General features: G+C 49.5%; 20 protein-coding genes. 5 read left to right on the top strand and 15 right to left on the bottom strand.

The genetic code is table 11. The annotated features are described in order from the left end of the window. Positions 1–13: 13 nt before the first annotated feature. The 10 genes from B160_RS0100735 to B160_RS0100685 form a co-directional block, all read right to left on the bottom strand. Positions 14–388, bottom strand: a complete 375-nt coding sequence (locus tag B160_RS0100735) for a RidA family protein (protein WP_018625919.1) — start codon at positions 386–388, stop codon at positions 14–16. 23 nt (positions 389–411) lie between these two features. After that, a complete protein-coding gene (locus B160_RS0100730) occupies positions 412–1,329 on the bottom strand; it encodes a dihydrodipicolinate synthase family protein (RefSeq protein WP_018625918.1) in 918 nt (305 codons plus the stop codon). A gap of 13 nt (positions 1,330–1,342) precedes the next feature. Next, positions 1,343–2,449: a pyridoxal-phosphate dependent enzyme gene (locus tag B160_RS28090; RefSeq protein WP_018625917.1), complete on the bottom strand. Its 1,107-nt coding sequence runs from the start codon at positions 2,447–2,449 to the stop codon at positions 1,343–1,345. A 1-nt stretch (position 2,450) separates the two neighbouring features. Continuing rightward, on the bottom strand, positions 2,451–3,266 hold the full coding sequence (locus B160_RS0100720; RefSeq protein ID WP_018625916.1) for an SDR family NAD(P)-dependent oxidoreductase: 816 nt from the start codon (positions 3,264–3,266) through the stop codon (positions 2,451–2,453). A gap of 9 nt (positions 3,267–3,275) precedes the next feature. Then, complete coding sequence (locus B160_RS28085; protein WP_211218025.1) at positions 3,276–4,229, bottom strand: succinylglutamate desuccinylase/aspartoacylase family protein; 954 nt, start codon at positions 4,227–4,229, stop codon at positions 3,276–3,278. Positions 4,230–4,415: 186 nt separating this feature from the next. Beyond that, complete coding sequence (locus B160_RS30385; protein WP_018625914.1) at positions 4,416–5,414, bottom strand: acetylxylan esterase; 999 nt, start codon at positions 5,412–5,414, stop codon at positions 4,416–4,418. A 41-nt stretch (positions 5,415–5,455) separates the two neighbouring features. Further along, positions 5,456–6,478: a Kelch repeat-containing protein gene (locus B160_RS0100705; RefSeq protein WP_169539973.1), complete on the bottom strand. Its 1,023-nt coding sequence runs from the start codon at positions 6,476–6,478 to the stop codon at positions 5,456–5,458. Positions 6,479–6,679: 201 nt separating this feature from the next. After that, positions 6,680–7,546 (bottom strand): dihydrodipicolinate synthase family protein, encoded by an 867-nt coding sequence (locus B160_RS0100700; protein ID WP_018625912.1) that lies wholly within the window; start codon positions 7,544–7,546, stop codon positions 6,680–6,682. Positions 7,547–7,646: 100 nt separating this feature from the next. Next, positions 7,647–8,783 (bottom strand): SGNH/GDSL hydrolase family protein, encoded by a 1,137-nt coding sequence (locus B160_RS28075; RefSeq protein WP_018625910.1) that lies wholly within the window; start codon positions 8,781–8,783, stop codon positions 7,647–7,649. A gap of 33 nt (positions 8,784–8,816) precedes the next feature. Next, a complete protein-coding gene (locus B160_RS0100685) occupies positions 8,817–9,914 on the bottom strand; it encodes a sialidase family protein (RefSeq protein ID WP_169539972.1) in 1,098 nt (365 codons plus the stop codon). 661 nt (positions 9,915–10,575) lie between these two features. On the opposite strand from B160_RS0100685, the gene B160_RS0100675 reads away from it, so the two are divergent. Beyond that, entirely contained in the window at positions 10,576–11,268 is a 693-nt protein-coding gene (locus B160_RS0100675) for a FadR/GntR family transcriptional regulator (protein WP_018625907.1), read from the top strand. A gap of 69 nt (positions 11,269–11,337) precedes the next feature. On the opposite strand, the gene B160_RS0100670 is transcribed toward B160_RS0100675, so the two are convergent. Continuing rightward, positions 11,338–12,492 carry a glycerate kinase gene (locus B160_RS0100670; RefSeq protein ID WP_018625906.1) on the bottom strand — a complete coding sequence of 385 codons (1,155 nt, stop codon included), beginning with the start codon at positions 12,490–12,492 and terminating at the stop codon, positions 11,338–11,340. 558 nt (positions 12,493–13,050) lie between these two features. Here B160_RS0100670 and B160_RS31465 point away from each other — a divergent pair. The 4 genes from B160_RS31465 (at position 13,051) to B160_RS0100640 (ending at position 16,007) form a co-directional block, all read left to right on the top strand. Further along, the gene (locus B160_RS31465; protein WP_018625905.1) at positions 13,051–13,188 is read left to right on the top strand and encodes a hypothetical protein; all 138 of its coding nucleotides are present in this window, start codon (positions 13,051–13,053) and stop codon (positions 13,186–13,188) included. An 860-nt stretch (positions 13,189–14,048) separates the two neighbouring features. Next, on the top strand, positions 14,049–14,597 hold the full coding sequence (locus B160_RS0100650) for a DUF4142 domain-containing protein (RefSeq protein ID WP_018625902.1): 549 nt from the start codon (positions 14,049–14,051) through the stop codon (positions 14,595–14,597). A gap of 118 nt (positions 14,598–14,715) precedes the next feature. Beyond that, entirely contained in the window at positions 14,716–14,976 is a 261-nt protein-coding gene (locus B160_RS0100645) for a GlsB/YeaQ/YmgE family stress response membrane protein (protein WP_018625901.1), read from the top strand. A gap of 206 nt (positions 14,977–15,182) precedes the next feature. Beyond that, positions 15,183–16,007 carry an MBL fold metallo-hydrolase gene (locus B160_RS0100640; RefSeq protein ID WP_018625900.1) on the top strand — a complete coding sequence of 275 codons (825 nt, stop codon included), beginning with the start codon at positions 15,183–15,185 and terminating at the stop codon, positions 16,005–16,007. Positions 16,008–16,027: 20 nt separating this feature from the next. On the opposite strand, the gene B160_RS0100635 is transcribed toward B160_RS0100640, so the two are convergent. The 4 genes from B160_RS0100635 to B160_RS0100620 all read right to left on the bottom strand — a co-directional run bounded on the left by B160_RS0100635 (position 16,028) and on the right by B160_RS0100620 (position 21,423). After that, positions 16,028–17,413 (bottom strand): exonuclease domain-containing protein, encoded by a 1,386-nt coding sequence (locus B160_RS0100635; RefSeq protein ID WP_018625899.1) that lies wholly within the window; start codon positions 17,411–17,413, stop codon positions 16,028–16,030. A 228-nt stretch (positions 17,414–17,641) separates the two neighbouring features. Continuing rightward, positions 17,642–18,556 (bottom strand): PfkB family carbohydrate kinase, encoded by a 915-nt coding sequence (locus tag B160_RS0100630; protein ID WP_018625898.1) that lies wholly within the window; start codon positions 18,554–18,556, stop codon positions 17,642–17,644. 226 nt (positions 18,557–18,782) lie between these two features. Continuing rightward, entirely contained in the window at positions 18,783–20,057 is a 1,275-nt protein-coding gene (locus tag B160_RS0100625; protein ID WP_018625897.1) for an MFS transporter, read from the bottom strand. 58 nt (positions 20,058–20,115) lie between these two features. Next, positions 20,116–21,423, bottom strand: coding sequence for an FAD-dependent oxidoreductase (locus B160_RS0100620; RefSeq protein WP_211218024.1), 1,308 nt, complete (start codon positions 21,421–21,423; stop codon positions 20,116–20,118). Positions 21,424–21,463 lie beyond the last annotated feature (40 nt).

The raw sequence follows: 21,463 nt of genomic DNA, 5'->3' as shown, positions 1-21,463 counted from the left end.
GTGATCATTTTCATCAGAACGCCGCGATGCCGTCCACTTCAAATTTCAGCAGACTGCCCAGGCAGCCGATCAGGGTGGTCCGGGCCGGATAGGGTTCCTGAAAATATTCTTTATAGATCTGGTTAAACGCTGCCAGGTCTTCCTGGCGGCCTACATAATTGCGAACCTGCACTACATCCTCAAAACCCAGGCCTGCAGCCTTCAGAATGCGTCCGAAATTTTCAAAGGACCGCCGGCATTCCTCTTCGAAGGTTCCGTTTACTATATTTCCATCGGAATCTACCGAGGCCTGCCCTGAAATAAAAAGATGGTCTCCCGACCGGATCGCCGGGGAAAACGGTAAAAAACTTTTGGGGACACCGCCTCCGTTGATTGTTTTCTTTTTCATTCGTTTTTTATTTTTTAAACACGTTAAGCTGGCCGGGATGCCGTTGCCGCAACCGAAGCGACCTGGTCTAAAATTTCCATCACCTGCTCGTCCTGCCAATCTTCGTTGGTATTGCCCAGGGGTGCTTTAGCATTGCCGATATCAATCTGATATTTAAGCAGCATGGCTTTTCTGAAAAACGTCCAGATATTGGGAAGCACCTGGTTCACGGCCTTTTGAAGGGCCAGCATATAGGCTTGCGCCAGGTGATAATTACCTCCTGTAAAAGCATCCATCACCTGTTTGCAATCCTCCGCCCAAAGATTATAAAAAGAACCGATGGCGCCTACGGTACCGCAAAGCCGGGCATGGCAAAACAATTCATCACACCCGCTGAACAACAGTAATCTTTCTTTAGCATAGTTATGTATGGCACTGATCTCAAGCAGTTGCGTGGTGGTCAGCTTCATTCCCTGAACATTCGGTATTTCCAGGAGCTGGTCAATAAAGGATTCAATATTACCGGGAATGGTATGACTGCCCAGCTGGTAAGGAAAAAACGGAAGGTTTGTGGCACGGGCAATCTGGTGATAATGCTTTAAACTGGATTCGGCACTGCCCGAATAATAAATGGGGCCGACCGAGGAAATAGCCCGGGCACCGGCTTCCGCAGCATGTTTTGCCAAACGGACCGACACTTCGGTTGTCAATGCCCCAACCTGGACCATCACGGGTACCCGCCCCGCGGCCAATCTGCAAACCATTGCTGCTATTTTTTTTCGCTGGTCTTCCGTAAACAGGATCCCCTGACCCGTAGACCCAAGGATGTATAATCCATCCACCTGCTGGTTGATCAGCAGCTCCACCAGTTTGGCCAATTCATCGTAGGCCGGCTCACCGCTTTTTTCAACCGGTGTAAACATGGCGGGCCATATGCCTTTAAACGCTACCTTTTTTATCATGTGATTTAATCTTTTAATCGTTTATCCGGGATTGGATATAACCAAAAACATCAGCGACCTGGTCAAAGCTGGCCGCATAGGATCTTCCGGCAATTGCAGCAGCCGATACCGGTTCTTTGAAGCCATGACCCGTTACCAGGCACACAACCGGATCACCGGCGCGGATCTCCTTTTTTTCCAGGGCTTGCACCACACCGGCCAACGCCACGGCGCCTGCCGGCTCACAAAAGACCCCCTCCATTTTCGCCAGCTTTTCCTGGCAATCCAATACCGTCTCATCCGGCACTTCGTATCCGGTGCCGCCCGACGCCCTGCAGATCTGCAATACTGCATCGCCATCAATGATATGCGGCACCTGAAGACCGCTGATGGTTGTGGTGCTCCGGGAAACAGCCTGTGCCACAGACGCGCCCTTACGCAAGGCACCGGCAATGGTATTATTGCCAACCGGTTGCACACAGTGCAGCCGGGGCATCTTAAAATCCGGGAAAGCAGCTGCGTAGTTCGAAAAACCTTTACCCACGGCGAGGGTCAGCCCGCCGCCGCCCGCCGGAGAAAACACCTGCGCATCGGCAGCCGGCAGCTGCTCTGCTATTTCATAGGCGATGGTCTGAACCCCTTCCATGGCCGCCGGGCTGAACTGGTAGGCACTTATCTGAACTGCCGTTCCTGCTTTGCCACAAATGGCACTTAAGCCTTCCATAACGCGCGCAGACACCCCGGAATCCAAACCAAATCCGCGGACCATAAGGGTTTCCGCTCCATAGACCTGCATTTGCTGCAATTTACCAGCAGGGGCGCCGTCTGTTACCACCATGTAACATTTAATACCGGCCGCAGCACAATAAGCCGCCAGGGCGGCACCCGTGTTACCGCTTGAAGTGGCAATGCAAAACGGCACGCCCCGCTGCTGCAGATCCGAAACTACGCAGGCCGCAAAACGGTCTTTATAGGAACCGGAAGGGTTCAGCATTTCCAGCTTAAAATACAACTGCTCCAGTCCCAGCATCCGGCCAATACTCCGCGAGGGGATCAACGGCGTATTCCCTTCTCCCAGGGTGAACCGGTTCTCTTCCTTCATCTTCGGAAGCCATTGATGATATTTCCAAATACCCTGCATCTTAAAACTCTTTGGGGAATTGCTTTTTTTTGAGTTGATATGAATTAAAGTTATGCGAAAAGCCACCGTCCACAACAAGGGTGGTGCCGGTAATAAATGAAGCCTCATCCGTTGAGAGCCAATAACAGGCATCGGCGATCTCCCGGGGTGTTCCGCTTCTTTGCAAGGGCACCTGCTGGTTCAGTTGCTGAACGATCTCGCTGCTGATATTGCCCCCCTGCGCATCTACAAAATCATTACTGAGGTTTGTTTCGATATTGCCGGGACAAACAGCCACTACCCGGATGCCCCGGGGGCCATATAAGGCAGCCAGCTCATACGTCAGGCTCTCCAGTGCGCCCTTGCAGGCAATATACGCAGGACTGGTTCCCCCTGCCCGCCCAGCCATAACGCTCGACAGGTTGATCACCACACCGCCCTCCTTCCGGTTCTCCATTTTTTCGGCTGCCCATTTGGCCAGGAAAGCCGGGGCTGTAAGACAGATCCGTACCGTTTTTTCCCAGGTAGACAGGTCGATCTGCCGCATCGTTTCCACCGAGCGCCAGGCGGCGTTGTTGATCACAACGTCGATCCTGCCCCAATGCTCAAAAACCTGGCAGATCATTTCTTCCAGCTGCTCCACCTGCTCCAGATCCCCGCTGAACCGCATATACTCCGTTTCCCCGGTTTCTTCTAAATCCCGGGCCAGCTCATCCAGCGCCTGCTCATTCGTATCCACAAGCGCCAGCCTGAAATGATGCGCGGCAAATTTTTTTGCCGTCGCTGCTCCGATTCCGCCCGCGGCCCCCGTGATGATGGCTACTTTCCGGTCTTTCATAATTATTGATTACGTTGTTAAAGGATCGCCCGCATGTTCCATACCTTTCTGAATAGTACGCATGCCCGGTTCCGTTACGGGTAGTATCGCCCCTAACGCATCTCCCGGCTGCACCCTTACTGCTACCCGCACGGCCAGTACGATCCCGTCAAAGGGGGCTGCTACTTCCACCACACCGCCGGTTTCCGGACCGGCTACTTTTCCAAAGAGCGCGCCCTTTTTCACCATTGCACCCGGCTGCTGTGCCGTTACGAATATTCCACCGGCAGGCGACGGCATTTTCGACTGAAATGATCCGCTGTCATTGTTAAAGTCTTCCACCCAAAAGATCTTTTCAACGGGTGGAACAACCGCCGCACCTGCAATCATTTTCAGATCCCGCAATAAATTCAGCACTCCCTCCAGGTATTTTGTAATTACTTCTTTTCTGAGCCCGCTGCCGCCGCCATATTCCAGGTATACCGCCGGGATATTTGCGTCCCGCGCCACGGAAAGCGTCCTTCCGTTGGGTAGTGGATCCGTACCCCAGATAACAGGCATGCTGAACATCAGGGCCATTCGCTTTTGCTTTTCCAGAATGCCGGCATCCGGGTGTAACAAATATCCCGCCATGGGGCAGATATCATGTACCATTCCTCCGGTATGCATATCTACCAGATAGTCTGCTGTCCTGACCAGCGAGCTGATGCGAAAAGCTGCCTTTTCAGAAATCGATCCGTCCGGTTTACCCGGGCAGATCCTGGCCAGGTCCAGCTGATCGGCACCGCACCTGCCGGCCAGGCCGTAGGCGCTTTGATTCACAACAGGCACTACCGTCACTTTTCCAGCAACCAGCAGTTCCGGCAGACGCTGTGCCAGCTCCGAAGCGGCAAGCATGGGTTCATATTCATCGCCATGCACACCTGCAAGGATCACCACGTGGAGACCTGGCGCATCCGAGCAGATCTCTATCCTATCGTCCATATGCTGCTTCATTGTATTTATTGCTGCAGCTGAGCGTCGCAGCATCAAAAATTGATACGATTTGAAATAATGGTTGGGTCATTTGTTGACGGCCCATCCCGTTGGAATGAAAGGAATCGACCGGCCTATTTTTATTTACTTTCACGACTACCTGCTTCTTGAACAGGGATGGATCCCTGATGAATGTTATACAAAATTACTTTTTAACCAGGGCCACCAGCGCTCGTAAAAATCCCGGCTGGGCTCATGCTTCAAACCAGGATAGATCTTTAATTCCTTCCGGCTCCTGATCCGGTCATATACCGATTGAATGGTAGCCATCGGGCAGGTTTTGTCCTCACCACCCGCGCTCATCAATACCGGGATCTGTATCCGGTCTGCCAGCTGCAAGGGGTCAAAATAATCCAGGGTTGCCAAACTCCGTTCGTTATTGTTGTGCGACCGGTCCAGCAGTGCCTTTACCAGCGACGGCATAGCAGCGGCCATGCGAAAATTACAAAGAAAAGGGACATGGGCCACCACCGCTTTGATGCGATGGTCCAGCGCGGCCACGGCCAGGGCAATACCTCCACCCTGACTGGAACTGACCATAGCAATATGGCTGCTGTCAATATCCGGCCTGGAAACCACATAATCGATCATCCGGATCACATCAGCATACCCTCCCCGGTAATAAGCTTCGTCGGGTGTATTGAGATGCGTGGACAGTTTATCACCATCCGGTTTCCAGTATTTTTCAGAGGGGCCCTGCCCCCGGGGATATACCTGCAAAATTGCATATCCTCTCAGACACTCTTTTAGCTGAACGCCCTGATCGCCGCTGTAACCCGATGCACTTACGATCACCGGAAAGCCGGCATGCTTTGCAGATTGCTGCCGTGGAACCGATAAATACCCTGCGATACGGATCCTGTCCAGACTTTGTACTGTGATGGCAAATACCTGATAGGGCAATGAGTCCTTTAGTTTTTTCACCTGTGCTGCTACAGGCACCCTGGAAAGCCCGGTAAGCGTTCTTTTCCAAAATGCGCGGATCTGTTCCTGAGAGGGTACGGGGCAGCCCCCGGCAGCTTTCAAAACCGCACCGGGCAGATATTCCCCGGGCTTTAAATCCTCTGCGCTGCCGTTCAGCCCCACACCCGTCAAAACCAACAGCCATAGATATATTTTAAAGTTCCGTATCATCAACTATTTTTAATATAACGGCCCGGTTCATCAGCCTTCTGCTACTTACAGGTAATAATGGTGACCTTCCCGGTCCTGTTCTTATTGGCATCCGGCTCACCGCCAACCAGCCACCATTGTTTATTATTTATTTTAATCAGTGGAGCGGTAGTGGCCGGCCCCACGGCTTCCCCGATCTTTTCCATCGACATATCCTTTAAACGAAGTAACCAGATGCCTGTATCAATTTTTCCGTATGCCCTTCCTGTAATAAGGAGATGACCTGCATCTACAGGCTGCCCTGCCCATGCGTACCCTTCCAACGGAAGGTCCCGCAGTTGCTCCCAGGTACCATTCCCGGTATCATACCGGTAGGCATCTTTCAGGACCGTAAGCGGTTCTTCATGACGCAGCCCGCCCAGTAAATACAGGTACTTTCCATCAGCAACGAGCAAAGAAAGGGTCCTTGCCGGTCCGGGTACCGGCGGGCATTTTTTCCACGCCGGCGTACCAGTGCTCCGGGTATCCAAAACCCACATATGATTGCTCTTCTCCCGGCCATTGGTACCGCAGGCAACATAGAATTTTCCATTTAACATGGCTCCCGAACCATAGCTTAACGCTTCGGGCAGGGGAGGAAGCAATTCCCAGCCTGCACCCGGGGCCAAGGAATGCAACCGGTACACCGAGCGGGACGAAACCGTTCCATCGGGCGTGCCGCCTGCAACATAGATCCCGGTAGGATCGGATCCATACATGGCATAGGCCAGCGGACCGGGTAATGAAGGCCCCGGTACCCATTTATCACGATCGAACACCGCTGCATTCTGCAACCAGTGTTTAACTGTTTTTGTATCATTCCAATCTGTTCCGCCCACTACAACGGCCTTCCCGCCGATGGTTCCGCCGATATGCCCCCCACGCTTCAATTGCGGGGGAAGTTCGATGCCCTCAGTAACCGTAAAGCCGGCAGCAGGCATCGTCCCGGGTTGCCGGTCCTGGTCAGTGGACTTGTTGTATGCATCTGCCCCGCCTTCGCCGGATGCCGCTTTTTGTACTTCGGCGGTAGTTGGCTTTTCCTCCATCACATATGGTTTTATATATTTTGCCCTTTGAAATAGAAATGTATCCGTTAACACCGCACTTTGCTGAACGGTAAAATGAGGAGCAAGTACCATCAGTACCGGAAGCAGTTTATGACATTTACTTACCATTAGCTATTTGACTGGGTTCTTTTTAGTTTTTAACTTCTAAATTATGCTGCTCATTCCTGAGCAGCTTTTCCGTCAGGAGTTCATCATAAAAGGCGCTGTGGCAAAAGCATTCGGAATCACGCCCATACTGGATAATTTTTTCTTGATATTGAACATCCAGTTACGTTGCGGGTTCGGCATTAACAGTTCTGAAAGATGCCGGTAAAATAACCGCTGGCATTCAATGGCCCGGCCTTTATCGCCAGCGGAGCCGGCACTGTATAATTCCAGCAGGAGTTTGATCGACGTAATTCCTCCGCCGGATACCACACCATCCGCTCCCATAAGCAAACTGATATCAAATACGGACTCGTCTCCCTGCATGATGCATCCGGGCCGGTCTGAGCGATCCGGATAACGCCGCAGCAGCTCTACAAAATTGGTGAAATTAGCACTGGAATCCTTAACGCCCCGCACCTTTTCCATATTTAAGATCGTTTCCATCGTGTCTACATCTACGGGATTATTGGTAAATCCCGAAGCGTTATAAAATATCATGGGCACATCCGTATTTTCGGCAATCCGGGTAAGGTGATCAATCAAACTCTGGGGATCCGGATATTTGTAATAAAAGGGAGACGTGCAGACAATATAGTCGACCTTCGCCTGATTGGCCACCTCCACATCTTTGAGACACCTGCGGGTAGACGCGCAGGGAACCGTTGCCAAAATGGGCACCCTTCCTTTGGTATGCTCCATAGCTGCTTCAATCAGCAGGTATTTTTGAGAATCGATCATGGCCGGTCCCTCTCCCATTGTTCCCGCCAGCATGATGCCGTTCGCCCCTTCGTCTACGCAATAATCAATCAACCCGTGTAAGGATTGAATGTCAATGTCCTCATTTTCCAATAAGGGGGTAGGCATTGCAATAATGACACCTTCCAGTTTCTGAGATTTCATGAGTATTTGTTTTTATTTTTATAATCCGTTATTGCATGTACCTTCAAAATCGATAGAAGTGCCAATCCTTTACCGGAAGAAAACATGCTGTAAATTTTTATCAGTCGGCAGCCAGGTAACCGGCTGGTTTGTTAAATATCGAACGCAGCGCCTTTTCAAATGCCTGCGCATAATGCAGCAACCCCAGGTCTGTTGCATGCGCATAATCTACGGTATCCTCAAAACCCATATGCATTTCACCGGCCGTGAGCAGGTATAGATTTTTGACGCCCTGTTTTTTAAGGAGCGCATAGGCTTCGTTCAGGGTCTGGTTTATTTCCGCCACTTCTGCCCCCCATTTTTTATCCAGCCGGTCCGGATGAATGCCGGGGAAAGCCGCCAAAAGCACCGGGGTCAACGGGTGTTTGGACCGGATGCTTTTTACCGATTCCATGATCCTTTTTTTCACTTCTGCCAGCGGATATTTTTTTATCAGCAAATTGGCCACGCAATCGAGGATCACCGCTTTGGCATCTACTTCATTGATCAGATCGATCATCTCTTTATCCAAAGTACCGTTACCCGAAAAGCCAAGGTTGATGAACGGCCAGTTCAGCCGGCGACCCACAATCGAAGGCCAGGCCATACCAGGTCTTGAGGCGCAGGCGCCCTGTGTAACAGAGGTTCCGTAAACAATAACCGGCCGCTCTTTCCGGGCTTCCAGCGGTGTAAAGGACGCCTCCCGGGGCACGCCGATCCGGAGCCATTTAACGGTATTGTAGGTGGGCAAATAGAGTACAAAAACACGTTGGGGATCGCCCTCGTTACCGCTAAGATCGTACCGGTAGGTAATGGTATCGCCAAAGGAAAACCCGCCCGGTGACCAGTTCCACCGGCCTTCTGCATTTAAGGAATACAGGTCGAGGCCGCTTGCGCCCGTTGAAGAAAAATGGGGCATATTCAAACGGCTTGTTACCGCGTACCGGACCGTGAGTTGTTTTGCATTCGTTTTAAACCGGATGATCAGTCCGGCCGCATTCCGCGACAGGCCCCATACCGGTGTTCTGACCAGCTTTTCAGCACGGGCCGGTAACCTGCTATAAAAGGATTTCATTTCATGATTGGGCCATCTCCTCCCCTCGATCACGGGGTACGTATTTTCTTCCGGGTTCCACCACTTTAAGGGATCCGGCGGTTGTGCCCAGATGAGGAAGGCATGTAGCTTCATGACCAGCAACAGGATCATTTTTCTTTTCATATGGCAATCATTTATCGCGTACCGGCTTCAAGATCAAAGCAGGTCTTTATAGGGAATTTCAATATAGAGCAGGGCCCTCCGGTGATCGGCCTCATAGAGCATCCCGATATTTCCATTGGCGAGTTGCGTCATACAGGAATAAGCCGCCCACCCGGGGTGAATGGAAATAGTCTTATACCAGGTCTTTCCTTCATTCTTACTGGCCCGTAATACAAGGTTGCGGCGCATCAGCGTATCGGCGGGATTTGAAAAAAGGATCAATGCTCTTTCATTGGTATGCCAGTCCAGCAGGCTGCCCATACAACCCGGATCGATCAGTACAGAATCCGTATAAACAGGGGTCCAGGTCTGGCCCAGGTCCGAAGTGGTGGATACCTGCCGATACCCTTCCCCGTCCGGCCTTCTCATATTGCACAAAATTTTCCCCCCCATGAGATTCGCTATCTGGGCCTCTACGTTATTATCTCCAACCGGGTTGCTCAATGACCAGGAATTTCCGTGATTGGTGGAATACACCAGGACCGTTTGTTTCCGCACCGGATAGTTAAACTCCCCTTCAATGGCATACATGGGAAATACAATGATCCCTGTAGTAGTATAAAGCCCCCTGCCGGGTGCATTCTGCAGCCAGAATTTTTTATTCTTAATCAGGTGATCCAGCTTCAGGGGTTTGGACCAGGTAAGACCGTCGTCCTTACTATAGATGAGCTCCGTGGTAATGATGCGGCCCATCTGGCCCTGGGGGTTCGCCTCACAACGATCATAGGCCAGCCAGATCAGCCCGGTGTACCGGTCCACCACCATGCTGGCATCGGCGGCGGCATTCTTTCCGGGAAAATCCACAATTGTTTTGATCTCCGACCAGGTCTTTCCATTGTCCACACTCCGGCGCATCATCAGGTCGATATTGTTGGGGGCATCACCCGGCTTATCGATGCGGGCATCAACCACTGCGATCAATGTTCCCTTAGAGGTAGTGACCAGGGAAGGGATGCAAAACTGGTTGACTTTATCGCGCGCGGTTGAGAAAAGCAGCTGATACGGGTAGCGGACCTTTACATTGGCAAATGTTTGCGCATCGCTTTGCGCCAGCAACAGAGAAAATAGAAACAAGCAGATCGTCTTTCTCATAAAAAATAAAGTATGAATAGTTATTAAATTAATAAGTCTTACATATTTCAAATGTACAATTATATTCAATACAAATTCATTTTTGAAAAAATAATTTTTCGCTCCCCATGATGCGTACCGCGTTAACGGACACTGAAATTGTCCAGCTTTGTCTTCCCGGCCGCTCTGCACTACGGACCTGTGCAAGGTGTACATTATACGGGGGTAGCCCTGTTTTTTAACCGGATGGCTATGCAAAGCCCGGGATTGTTCCGGCATCTAAAGATGGTTATCCGCCCCTAGATGCTGAAAGACCCGTCCGGGCCGGAGCTCGGAACGACAATACGCTATAAAGCAGCTTCAGGAGACAGCTGCTTTATGCTTTCCTTTGATTCATATTACCGGCATAACGCCTTTACATGACTGGCCCGGGCTGTCTGCCGGTAAAACCCGGCCATATGATTTTTGAGCTCTACCGGGCGGCCTGTTAAAAACCTTTAAATAATTTTATCCCGATATCCGGGTGCGAAGCGGGGCATATAAACTATTGATCAGAAGACTTAAACAGGAAGATCCCCTATCCGAATCTTAAATATGTCATACTTTTCATATACAGATGTCGAATTTTTAATCCAGAATATTATACCTTTACCAGGTTTGACTACATAACCATTCATTATATATGGAAGAAATCTTTTTAAAACCAATAGAAACCCTGACCCAGGTAGACAAGATTGAGAAAACGTTGCAGGATTACCTTGAAAAGTCCAACTTACAGCCCGGAGATTCCCTGCCAAAGGAAACCGAACTCGCAAAATCACTGGGTGTCAGCCGTACAGCCATCCGGGAAGCACTGTCCCGGTTCAGAACGCTGGGCATTATCGAAAGCAGAAAGAACAGAGGCATGATCATCGTCAGCCCCAGTCTTTTTGTGAATATGGAAAAGATCATGACGCCCAAATTGCTGACGGAAAAAACACTCAAAGATATTTTTGAGCTCCGGCTGATCCTGGAGATCGGGATCAGTGAAATTTTGTTCAAACGAAAAACGCCCGAGAGCATTAAAGAACTGGAGGCTATTGTCAATAAAGAAGAACACTCCGCCAACATGGCCGAGTTCGTAAAATACGAAGTGGACTTTCACTCGACCTTATATAAGATCTCTGGAAACGACACCCTGCTGCAATTCCAAAAAATGTTGATCCCCCTTTTCAATCATGTATACAGGGAATACCATCTGGGACCTGCTGTTCCTCCAAAAAACGAAGGGATCACGCACCGGGATCTGCTGAATACCTTAAAAAAAGGGACCCCGGATACGTTCCGTAAAAAAATGATCAGCCACTTAAGCTCCTATTTAAATGCCATTCACTGAAGGAAAGACAAACAGGATGCGGGAGTGGCGCGCACTTTAAAAAAAAGAGCGGTACCATAACGTAACGGGTTAAACAGATGACGCAACGGCCGCTGTTTGTTTTTGTACTTCCCTGCCGATCTTTATTCCCGCCTTTACAAGATTGGGGTGCGTTTGCCGGATCGCCTCCTCAATGGGCAAGGGTTGGTCATTGATCGAAAAAAGCCATTGAAAGCAGGCCTGCAGTTCCGGATCTGTTGTTTCCGGTACTCTTCCGGCAACACCGATCACCGGAATAGTTTTTTGTTTTGCCATCATCGCCACGCCAAAAGGCGCTTTTCCTTCCAGGGTCTGATGGTCGATGGACCCTTCGCCGGTCACAACCCGGTCTGCCCCCTCCAGTTTTTGTTCAAAATCTATTTTCTTCAGAAAATAATCGATCCCATTTACAATTTCCACATTGCAAAAAGCTGCGACACCGGCCGCTACGCCACCGGCAGCCCCGCCGGATTCCAATGCATCCATATCCTTCCCGCCGTATTGCATCACGACCTGCCGCAACTGCTGCAGCGCCGCCTCCAGCAGCATGACATCATCAACGCCGGCGCCTTTCTGCGGCCCAAAAACAGCGGCCGCGCCCTTTGCTCCGCACAAATGATTTTTTACATCGCAGAGGATGGTGATCCTGGTATTGCGCAGCCGTGGGTCCAGCGCCGATGCGTCTATCGCATGCAGCTTTACCAGGTCTTTCGGAAACTGTTGCAGCGTTCCCCCCTGCGCATCATAAAACCGAAGTCCCAGTTCTTTTAATATCCCCGTGCCGCCATCCACCGTGGCGCTGCCGCCAATACAAAGCAGCAATTCACCGGCACCCTGGTCCAGGGCCGCTTTCATCAGCTGCCCGCATCCGGTGGTATCAGCCACAAGGGGGTTGTACTCTTCGGGAAGCAACAGGCGCAGACCGGAAGCATCTGCCAGCTCAATAACGGCTGTTGCCGTTTCCCTTACCCATCCGAAAGAGGCGTCTATTGTTCTGCCCAACGGATCTGCAACCGCTGCAGGCAGGATCGCTGCTCCCAGGTATTGCGCCAGCAGACTGCCCGTACCATCTCCCCCATCCCCAACCGGGCAGCAATTCAGCTCGCCGGCATAACCGCTGAGCCGGATGCCTTCCTCTAATGCTGCCGCAACCCCCGCCGCGGGGAGGCTGTTCTTAAATGCATTCGGCGCTATAACAATCTTCATTTACAGTATGATTAAGGGTAACCAGGGATCCCGTCTTCAGCTCCCATTCTTAGGGCCCGCAGGCGCATCGGGTTTCACCGTTGATCCATACCTGCTGTTTGCCCGACAAGAATCCATTGGCAGGGCAAGATAGATAAAATATCTGACGCCTGCGCACCAAACGGGCAGGCGCACAGGACAAACGCACCTGAATTGTAAAAAGAACGGTATAGCATTGATATTATCTGATAGCAATGACATCAAAACCTGTTTTTGCATATTCCCGCTGCGGCACTGCCGCTTATCAACCAGGCACCTAACGATTTTCTGCTGACCAATATTAACAACTTATTACAGGTCTTACAAAAACCGAGGCGACCATTTTCAACACATCAGATCTTCCCGCGATGATCTTTCATACGGGATGAACAGGATTTGCGTAACTTTATAACGGGTCATGCGCAGCTCTTCCATCTAAAAATAAGGGCCCGTCTTAGAAAAGACAGGCCGTTTTGTTGCTATTGCAACCTACTTTATAACGTGTTTTTTTCAACCATTCGCTGCTTACTATTTTGCATTATGGTCACACCACAAAAGGATCTGCCGGATCCTGTTGAGCAGTATAATGCTATCTCTCTTGTGTTTAATCCCGATGCGTATCCATACTTTCTCAATAGCGATGCCCAGGCAAAGAATGCCCTGACGGAGTTTGTATAACTACTCCGAAATACGCTTTAAGAAGCCCGCATGCCAATAGGGAACGCTGATGCAGGGTACGATTATAACTGGATGCTTCTGTCATTACAGTAAAGAAAAACTTCACGTGTAACATACAAATTATCGGGTCTGAAAGGTGCTTTTGAAGTCCATCACCATCATTACACGATTATCCATTAAAATCGTGCCGAAAATTGCAGTTTATTTATTAAAAATTCCCGTCGTTTTCAAACCATTGAATCCGCCCCGATCCGGCACCCCGTGCCCTGCCTGCCCGTTTGCTTTTTGGAAATGCGGTTATAAAAGGAACGGCTGAAAAAAAGCCTACCAAAGGGATGGAAATGCGTAAATAAATAATAAAAGGACCGCCCGGGAAGCGGCAATACTATTTCAGGTGTACCGGTTCGCTGCCGGCAGGCGAATGGCCCAAACCATTTGAACGTGGGAACCATCCAGGAATGACGAAGTATGAAGAATCAGAAGCACCGGAACGCGTCTTCCTGCGTGAACGGTTTTTAAAAAAATCATCGCTCTAATAAGCTGAACGGTTTTGGATGCAAACCCCGGGCATTAATTTATAAAGATCATTTTGATACCGTTCATTATGAAACAGTTTCTTAGCGGCAAGCAGGCACTCTATTTCCGGCAAAATCAAAAAAACATGCCCTGTCACCGGCATAGAAAACGATCCCTGCCATCGGGGTCCTGATGAAAATTCGCTACCGATTGTCGACAATTTTACCCAACCTCCTCCTTTTTGCAGGGCACACCGGTCGGGCATAGAAATTGTTTTCTTATTGACAGATCCGTTGCAATATCCGTTTGCAGGATCGACTCTATTTAAAATAAAAACAACAGCCATGAAAACAAAATGGATCATGGGTGGACTGGCAATAGCACTCCTGAGCGGCTTTTATACCGGGAGCAAAAATGCCCGCCCCAACCTCCCGGACCAGCCCGATACCAGCTATGTATCAAAAACGGCTTACATCAATCTTGGCGAGATCAACGCCGGCAACCTGGCCATACAACGCAGCAGCAATACCGATGTTAAATCCTTTGGGGAAATGCTGGTAAACGATCATCAAAGGGCCCAGGCCGATCTGATGACGATCGCAAAAAATGCCGGCTACGATCTTCCGTCCGAAACCGACCAGGAGCATAAGGACCTGCTATCCATGCTGGAAAATTTAAACGGACAGGCATTTGATTCTGCTTTTATCTATGCCATGCTGCAAGGGCACGATAAAGCGATCATGGTTCAGCAGCGTGAGATACAAACCGGAAGCGATCAGGCGCTTAAAGATTATGCCGCGGGAATACTGCCGGTCATCACCATACACCGCGATCATGCAGACAGCCTGGCCCGTATGTTGTTCCCTGCCGAAGCGGCACCGCCGCTGCAGTGATCCGGGAGCCATACGGGTATCATAAACGGAGCACCATAGGCCCGGGTTTACAGGATCAGTCCGGGCGGGTCGTTCAAAAACAACACGCATCCTTTATACCATCTAATAGAATAATATTATGGATCTGTTATCCCGGGCCATTTTTGGACTGATCGCGGGAATAGTTGCCAAGGCACTATATCCGCATAAAGATCCCGGAGGAGGGATCGTAACCATTCTTATCGGCATTGCAGGGGCGCTTATCGGCGGCTGGATCGGAAACATGATCGGCTGGAGAGTGCCCGACGGCTTTGACATACGCAGTTTTATTCTCGCTATTGCGGGATCTGTTCCATCGCTTTGGCTTTATAACCGGGCCATCCGTAACCCGGATATCTGAGCCCCCTTATAAGAGTATTGCAGGTCAACCGCCTTGTTCAACCGGTTTACAAACAGATCAAACCACCCTGTGAATGCCGCTGACACATCCCAATTATTTTTAATACCCGTCGCAGGAGATGTTTTTAGCATCCCGCCGGAACCGGCAACACAATACAATGGAGCCCGCCGCTGAATCCGTTTGGCTAAAAATGAGTATTTTGCAGCATGACCAGTCTCTATCTTACGGCGCTTAACTCTGGCAGCAACGGCAACTGTTATTATATCGGTAACGATGAGGAGGCCGTACTGATCGATGCCGGCCTATCCTGCCGGGAAACAGAGAAAAGAATGTACCGGCTGGGGCTGGCGATGAAGAAGGTGAAAGCGATATTCATATCGCACGAACATAGCGACCACATCAAAGGCCTCGAAGTCCTGTCCCGTAAACATCAGCTCCCTGTGCACATCTCTTCAGGCACGCTGCATCATGCAGGGCTTAAACTGGATCCGGGTCTGGTACACCCACTAACTGCAGGAATGCCCGTTCATATCGGCACCCTCGTGGTCAATGCTTTCCTGAAACATCACGATGCCGCAGACCCGCATAGCTTTACCGTGGAAGATGAGCACACCTGTGTCGGCATTTTTACGGATATCGGGAAAGTTTGCGAGAACGTCAGCACCCATTTCAAAAGATGTCATGCGGCTTTCCTGGAAGCGAACTATGATGAAGTACTGCTGGAGAATGGCCGGTATCCTTACTATCTTAAAAAAAGGATCCGCGACGGCCGGGGGCATTTATCCAACAAACAGGCGCTTGATCTTTTTCTTTCCTGCAGACCAGCTCACATGAGCCACCTGTTCCTCTCTCATCTTTCTGCCGACAACAACAACCCGGACCTGGTCCGTGACCTGTTTCATCAGCAAGCAACCACAACCCATATCGTGGTCGCCTCGCGGCACGAAGAGACCCCGGTGTACAGCGTTTCCGGAGCCAAGACCTTGTACCCGGCTACACCAATGCCGATGGGACAGCTTGCGTTGTTTTAACAACTTCCCCCAGAAAGCCATCAGGCAAATGCGTTACTGTTAACCGGAACCACTTTATGGGGATATTTGCATATAAAGGAAATAATCAGCTGCATGATATAGTGCGTATTCGTGTACCGGGTAAGGTGATCTTTAATATCCTCCAGTGAATAAATGTCCGCACTGTTATCTATATATCCCATTCCATAAAAAGCTCCGTTTTCCACCCAGATACAGCTCTTTTCTTCCCGGTTCCGTCCCTTATCAATAATATAAAATGTACCGGTATCTTCTTTTAAAAAAGAAAGCGCGCGTGCTACTTTTTCATTATACCTTGCCGGTGGCTGATTAGCAGAACAAAGCAAATTATTTTTCTTGTCAATGTAGTCACAGCATTCACAACGCCTTAAACGGCATAGATCAGCGCATAAACCAAAACGCCGGGTCAGTTCCCGGAGTTTATTCATACCACCCTGGCGCGTTGTAAATACCTGAACGGGCTGATCATCTTTCCCAAGCCCGGAAATCTTCATTCGGACATAACCATCCGGATCTTCCTGCACAAACAGGCCAAATTTGGGCTCATACTTTTTCAGCGCCTGGTTATGCTTTGGATAAATCCATTTTATTTCCAGGGCTTCCAGTATGAATGCCATCAGTTCAGTGCCACAGGGTTCACAGCTGATAGAAGAGATCTCTTTTATAAAATTTTGGCGCTTCAGGCTGGCATTGCGCTGTTTAAAGTGCTGTGCCACACGCTTCTTTATATCCCTGGCTTTGCCCACATAGATTACCTGGCGCGCTTCATTATAAAAATAATAAACGCCGGGGCCATTCGGCAATTGATCAAAATCTTCCTGTAAGGCATCTGGTATCCCTCGCTGTGCTCCTGCAGCTCCTTCCAACAGCATTGCCACAATACCTTCCCTGTCCCATTGCAATAACTTTTGAAATAATACCACGGTGGCATCCACATCACCGCCGGCCCGGTGCCGGTTGGTCAGCTCAATACCCAGCGCGCTACATACGTTGCTCAAATTATAAGACGGCAGTCCCGGCCTGATGGCCCTTGAAAGTTGTACCGTGCATAATTGGTTCGTCTTAAAACGGTACCCCGCACTTTCCAGGTGCTGCTTCACAAAGCAGTAATCAAAATTAACATTGTGTGCCACAAATACCCTGCCTTCGAGCATTGAAAAGACATCCTTTGCAATGTCGTTAAAACCAGGGCTGTCCTGTACCATAGCATCATCAATACCGGTAAGCAGTGCAATATAAGGCGGTATCTGGTGATGAGGCTTCACTAAAGTTTCAAAACGGTCAATAACCGTCTGCCCGTCGAAAACGCGTATCGCTATTTCCGTAATGCTGCCGCCGCCTGCCGCATTGCCACCCGAGGTTTCAATGTCCACTATTGCATAATCCATCCTGCATAGCTCTTTACTTATTGTATCGTCTTTGGGGATCCCTGCATCATCATTCCGTTTTCCGGAAAGCCGGCAGGCGATCTACCAATTTATTTAGCAAATATCGGCTAAATATCTTAACATTATGAATACCATCAAATGAATTCAAAAAAACAGGTCCTGCCTCGAAATCTACTATTTGAACAGCATTTAGCTTTCCTGCCTTATCAATAATCGCCTCCCGCCGGGCTAAGCAAGATTTGATGAAGAACTGTTTTGTGCAGATCTGATGCCATCAAGATCGTCTTGCTGATAGGGTGGCGTCCCTCCGTTCTTTGTCGCAACAAACGCGCTCAGAACAATCGCCTCTTTTAAACATGTATCAATTGAGGCCCCGAGCAGTTTACGGGCAATAAAGGCTACCAAAAATGAATCTCCGCTTCCTACCGTGTCAACCACATTAACAGGCATTGCCGCTAAATGCAATTCAAATTGACTGGCATAATAAGAAACACCTTCGGCGCCTTTTGTTACAATCACTTCTTCAAGTCTGCAAAAGTTTTGGAACAGGTAGTTGATCACTTGCCGTTCATCATCTCCTGAAGCAAACCAGGCACTCAAAATGCAAACTTCTTCATCATTCAATTTGAGCGTTTTGCTATAGCTTAATAATTGTGTAATCAGGCCGGGATCATAAAATGGCTCCCGCAGGTTAATATCAAAAACCGGCCACGGCGTCTGCCCGAGATAGGTCTGCAGGGTATTGCGGGATACAGCATTACGGGCTGCCAGGCTTCCGTAAATAAAAGCGGCTGCGGTTTTTAGATCTTCAATAACGGTATGATCTGTTTCTATAAAATCCCAGGCCACGCGATCAACAATATCATAAACTATCTTTTTGTCGCCGGACAACAGAACTTCAACCGTTGAAGTCGGATGCTGAGCGGACAATTTACAATAGCGGGCATCGATTCCGAGATCGTTGATCTTTTCGAGCAGCGCGAATCCGTTTTTGTCCGCGCCAACCTGGCTTATAATGCGGCTATCTATGCCGGTCTTAGAGAGATGATAACATACATTGAGCGGCGCACCACCTATTTGCCGGCCTGTTACCAAATGATCCCAAAGCACTTCGCCAAAACAAATTACTTTCTTTTTTCTCATCTGCATTATTTTAACGGATCCGTGCTTCCGGGTCCCCGGAACATAAGACAATTAAATTCACAAAACAAGCGTTGACCGCAAGGTCCAAAAAACCGGTCAGTATCCTATGCATGATCCGGCATCGCGTAAGTTCATCCAGCCGCCTTAAGATATCGTTTGTGATGCGCTTATAATAACCTGGACAACCTATACACCATTTGGGCATCTCAAACGGAGCTTCAGGTTATTAAGCCGCGGCCGGTTTCTCAGGCTTCACAATTTTCCAGAGTATCAACAGGGCTATCGGATGCAGCACCGCCATCACAAAAAATATTTTTTCAGCGCCGGGGGCATCCATTACTTTCCCGACAAAGAAATTGAACAATACAGCCCCTAATGCGCCAAAACCACCCACGATCCCCTGCACACTGGCAACATTATGTACCGGAAATGATTCGGCAATAACAACACCGGCTGTAAAGAGCCAGCTTACACATACCAGGGCCACCATGCTAAAAATAGCAATGGTCAGGGCTGCGCTGTTCAGAAAGGGCGTAAGAGCACAAAGCAGGGAGAGGAAAGTGATTCTGGTAAGCATTTTCTTTCTCGCCAGAAGGGGAGCCGAACCTTTACGTACTATTTTGTCGGACCAGATGGACGTACCAACGGCGCCAAGATCAGCAATTAAAAAAGGGATCCATCCAAACATGCCTACCTGTGCCAGCGACAGGCCGGATTTTTCCTGTAAATAGCCCGGGAGCCAAAACAAACAAAAATACCAAACCGGATCGCTGATAAACCGGATCAATATAACGCCCCATAGACTTTTTCTTCTCCATAGTTCTTTCCAGGAAAAAGATACTGCATCTTTTGCTACAGTACTTTGTAAGGCCTCCTCCAATATTTCTTTGGGAGGGTCTTTATAGAGCAGTTTCCAAAGAACGGCAATAATAGCCCCGACGATACCCATTACCACAAAAGCCATATGCCAGGAATAACTGATCGCCAGCCATGCTACCAAAGGCGGCGCAACAATGGCCCCGATGGAACCGCCCGCCTGGCAAATGCCATTTGCGGTACCCCTCAATTTACCCGGGAACCAAACTGTTACCGTTTTGAGCATGGCGGGAAATATGGTAGGTTCAGATACGCCCAGCATGCCTCTAAAAAACCCGAATTGTCCTACTGTTCGCGAAATACCACCACCGATACAGGCAAGCGACCACACGATGATACCCCAAAACATCGTCAGCCTGGTCCCGATCCGATCTACAAGCCATCCTGCAAACGGATATGAAAGCGCATAGCAAACAGTAAAAATATTTATTATAACAGCATATCCTGAATCATCTAAACTGAATTCATCCTTAATCAGGGGTTTTAGCACAGATACGATCTGCCGGTCAATATAGTTACAAACCACCGCGATAAAAATGATGGTAATGATAATCCAGCGACGCCGCTCTGGTTTAGACAAGCTGTTTCCGAAAGCATTCCCGGAAGGAAAGTTTTTTTTCTTCATTAATAATTTCGTTTGAAGTTTCGTAATGAACCCTGTGAATATGATATGTGAAGCCTTTCTATTTTTCCAGATTAGCGCCCCAGTTTGTCAGTACGGCACGTAATTGTCCAATATCCACGCCTGAAACGTCTGCGCCAGACGGTACGCATAACCCTGCGGCCACACCGGCAGCCTGCCCTAACCCCATTACAGAGGCCTGCACCCGCACAGACGCCGAAGAGATCCCGTCAGCAGAAAACGCCCGTCCGCCAACAATAAGATTCGGATAGCCCGGCGCAATCAAACAACGATAAGGTACAAATGCTGCGTCCTTCAGGAATTTGCAGACCTGGTTTGTAGACTCCGCAGAATGAATATCCACAGGGTGGCAACCCCTGGAAACAGCATCGGGAAAATCGGTCGCCTCCAGGTACTCGTCTCCCGTAAGCGTGTGCACCCCCTGTATTCTGCGGGTTTCCCTGGTTCCGGCCTGGGGCGCCGTCATGACAAGAAAAGCATTCCTGAATGCCGGAACATGCGTCCTGAGCAATTCCACAAAAGTGAACACATCTTCTCTTAGCAAACACTCTGTTTGCGAGGCCTGCCGGTTATCCGCCATATTTGCGTAAGTACGCGTAATATTGAGTAATACCAGCCCTTCATCAAGCACACCACAATACCAGGGCCCGCCATACAAGGGCAACTTTTGCTTTTGCCCTACCGCTTCGAATATCCGTTTCATGTCCAGATCATGATAATTCACTCCCTGATCGCTATGCCGGATTTTTGGCAGCATACCGGTATCAACACCTCCCAACATAAAGATGAGCGTAGCCGGCTGAAGCTCTGACTTAACCGGCTGCATGGGAACGCCGGCCTGATGGGAAAGATCCGCATCTCCGGTGCAGTCAATAAAATATCCTGCAGCTATTGCTTCTGTGCCATTTTTATTATCGATGTAAATATGTGTCAGCCGGTTACCTTCTTTTTTGCAACCGGTGAGATGAGAATGAAAATACAGGGAAACGCCTGCTTCCAACACCATGCGTTGCGCCACCAGCTTGTACTTCTCCGGCGAAAAAGTGATATTTCCCAGTGGCTTCTCTTCCCGCGCACCCCCTACGTCTATCAACCTTTCTATAAATTCCCAGGGAATCCCATCAATGACCCGACGTCCATTATAGTTGAATACGCTGATAGGCGCCACTAAACTGGCGGTAGCCATCCCGCCTAAAAAACCTAAACGTTCTACCAGTGCCGTACGGGCGCCAAGTCTGGCGGCAGCAATGGCCGCAATAAATCCCGAAGGACCACCACCACAAACCACCACGTCATAGTCTGCTACAACAGGTACCGTCCTTGTAAGCGTAAGATATTGCATATGCATTTTTACCGCTATCCTAACTGCGGTATTTCAATCACCTGAT

It is taken from the genome of Niabella aurantiaca DSM 17617 (assembly GCF_000374125.1).
Classification (GTDB): Bacteria; Bacteroidota; Bacteroidia; order Chitinophagales; family Chitinophagaceae; genus Niabella; species Niabella aurantiaca.
This window is presented reverse-complemented; position numbering and strand designations above follow the sequence as displayed.

Bases quoted from the DNA above. Each gene is read 5' to 3' on its own strand.
- B160_RS0100735 (WP_018625919.1), bottom strand. From the start codon at position 388: ATGAAAAAGAAAACAATCAACGGAGGCGGTGTCCCCAAAAGTTTTTTA.
- B160_RS0100730 (WP_018625918.1), bottom strand. From the start codon at position 1,329: ATGATAAAAAAGGTAGCGTTTAAAGGCATATGGCCCGCCATGTTTACA.
- B160_RS28090 (WP_018625917.1), bottom strand. From the start codon at position 2,449: ATGCAGGGTATTTGGAAATATCATCAATGGCTTCCGAAGATGAAGGAA.
- B160_RS0100720 (WP_018625916.1), bottom strand. From the start codon at position 3,266: ATGAAAGACCGGAAAGTAGCCATCATCACGGGGGCCGCGGGCGGAATC.
- B160_RS28085 (WP_211218025.1), bottom strand. From the start codon at position 4,229: ATGGACGATAGGATAGAGATCTGCTCGGATGCGCCAGGTCTCCACGTG.
- B160_RS30385 (WP_018625914.1), bottom strand. From the start codon at position 5,414: ATGATACGGAACTTTAAAATATATCTATGGCTGTTGGTTTTGACGGGT.
- B160_RS0100705 (WP_169539973.1), bottom strand. From the start codon at position 6,478: ATGGAGGAAAAGCCAACTACCGCCGAAGTACAAAAAGCGGCATCCGGC.
- B160_RS0100700 (WP_018625912.1), bottom strand. From the start codon at position 7,546: ATGAAATCTCAGAAACTGGAAGGTGTCATTATTGCAATGCCTACCCCC.
- B160_RS28075 (WP_018625910.1), bottom strand. From the start codon at position 8,783: ATGAAAAGAAAAATGATCCTGTTGCTGGTCATGAAGCTACATGCCTTC.
- B160_RS0100685 (WP_169539972.1), bottom strand. From the start codon at position 9,914: ATGAGAAAGACGATCTGCTTGTTTCTATTTTCTCTGTTGCTGGCGCAA.
- B160_RS0100675 (WP_018625907.1), top strand. From the start codon at position 10,576: ATGGAAGAAATCTTTTTAAAACCAATAGAAACCCTGACCCAGGTAGAC.
- B160_RS0100670 (WP_018625906.1), bottom strand. From the start codon at position 12,492: ATGAAGATTGTTATAGCGCCGAATGCATTTAAGAACAGCCTCCCCGCG.
- B160_RS31465 (WP_018625905.1), top strand. From the start codon at position 13,051: ATGGTCACACCACAAAAGGATCTGCCGGATCCTGTTGAGCAGTATAAT.
- B160_RS0100650 (WP_018625902.1), top strand. From the start codon at position 14,049: ATGAAAACAAAATGGATCATGGGTGGACTGGCAATAGCACTCCTGAGC.
- B160_RS0100645 (WP_018625901.1), top strand. From the start codon at position 14,716: ATGGATCTGTTATCCCGGGCCATTTTTGGACTGATCGCGGGAATAGTT.
- B160_RS0100640 (WP_018625900.1), top strand. From the start codon at position 15,183: ATGACCAGTCTCTATCTTACGGCGCTTAACTCTGGCAGCAACGGCAAC.
- B160_RS0100635 (WP_018625899.1), bottom strand. From the start codon at position 17,413: ATGGATTATGCAATAGTGGACATTGAAACCTCGGGTGGCAATGCGGCA.
- B160_RS0100630 (WP_018625898.1), bottom strand. From the start codon at position 18,556: ATGAGAAAAAAGAAAGTAATTTGTTTTGGCGAAGTGCTTTGGGATCAT.
- B160_RS0100625 (WP_018625897.1), bottom strand. From the start codon at position 20,057: ATGAAGAAAAAAAACTTTCCTTCCGGGAATGCTTTCGGAAACAGCTTG.
- B160_RS0100620 (WP_211218024.1), bottom strand. From the start codon at position 21,423: ATGCATATGCAATATCTTACGCTTACAAGGACGGTACCTGTTGTAGCA.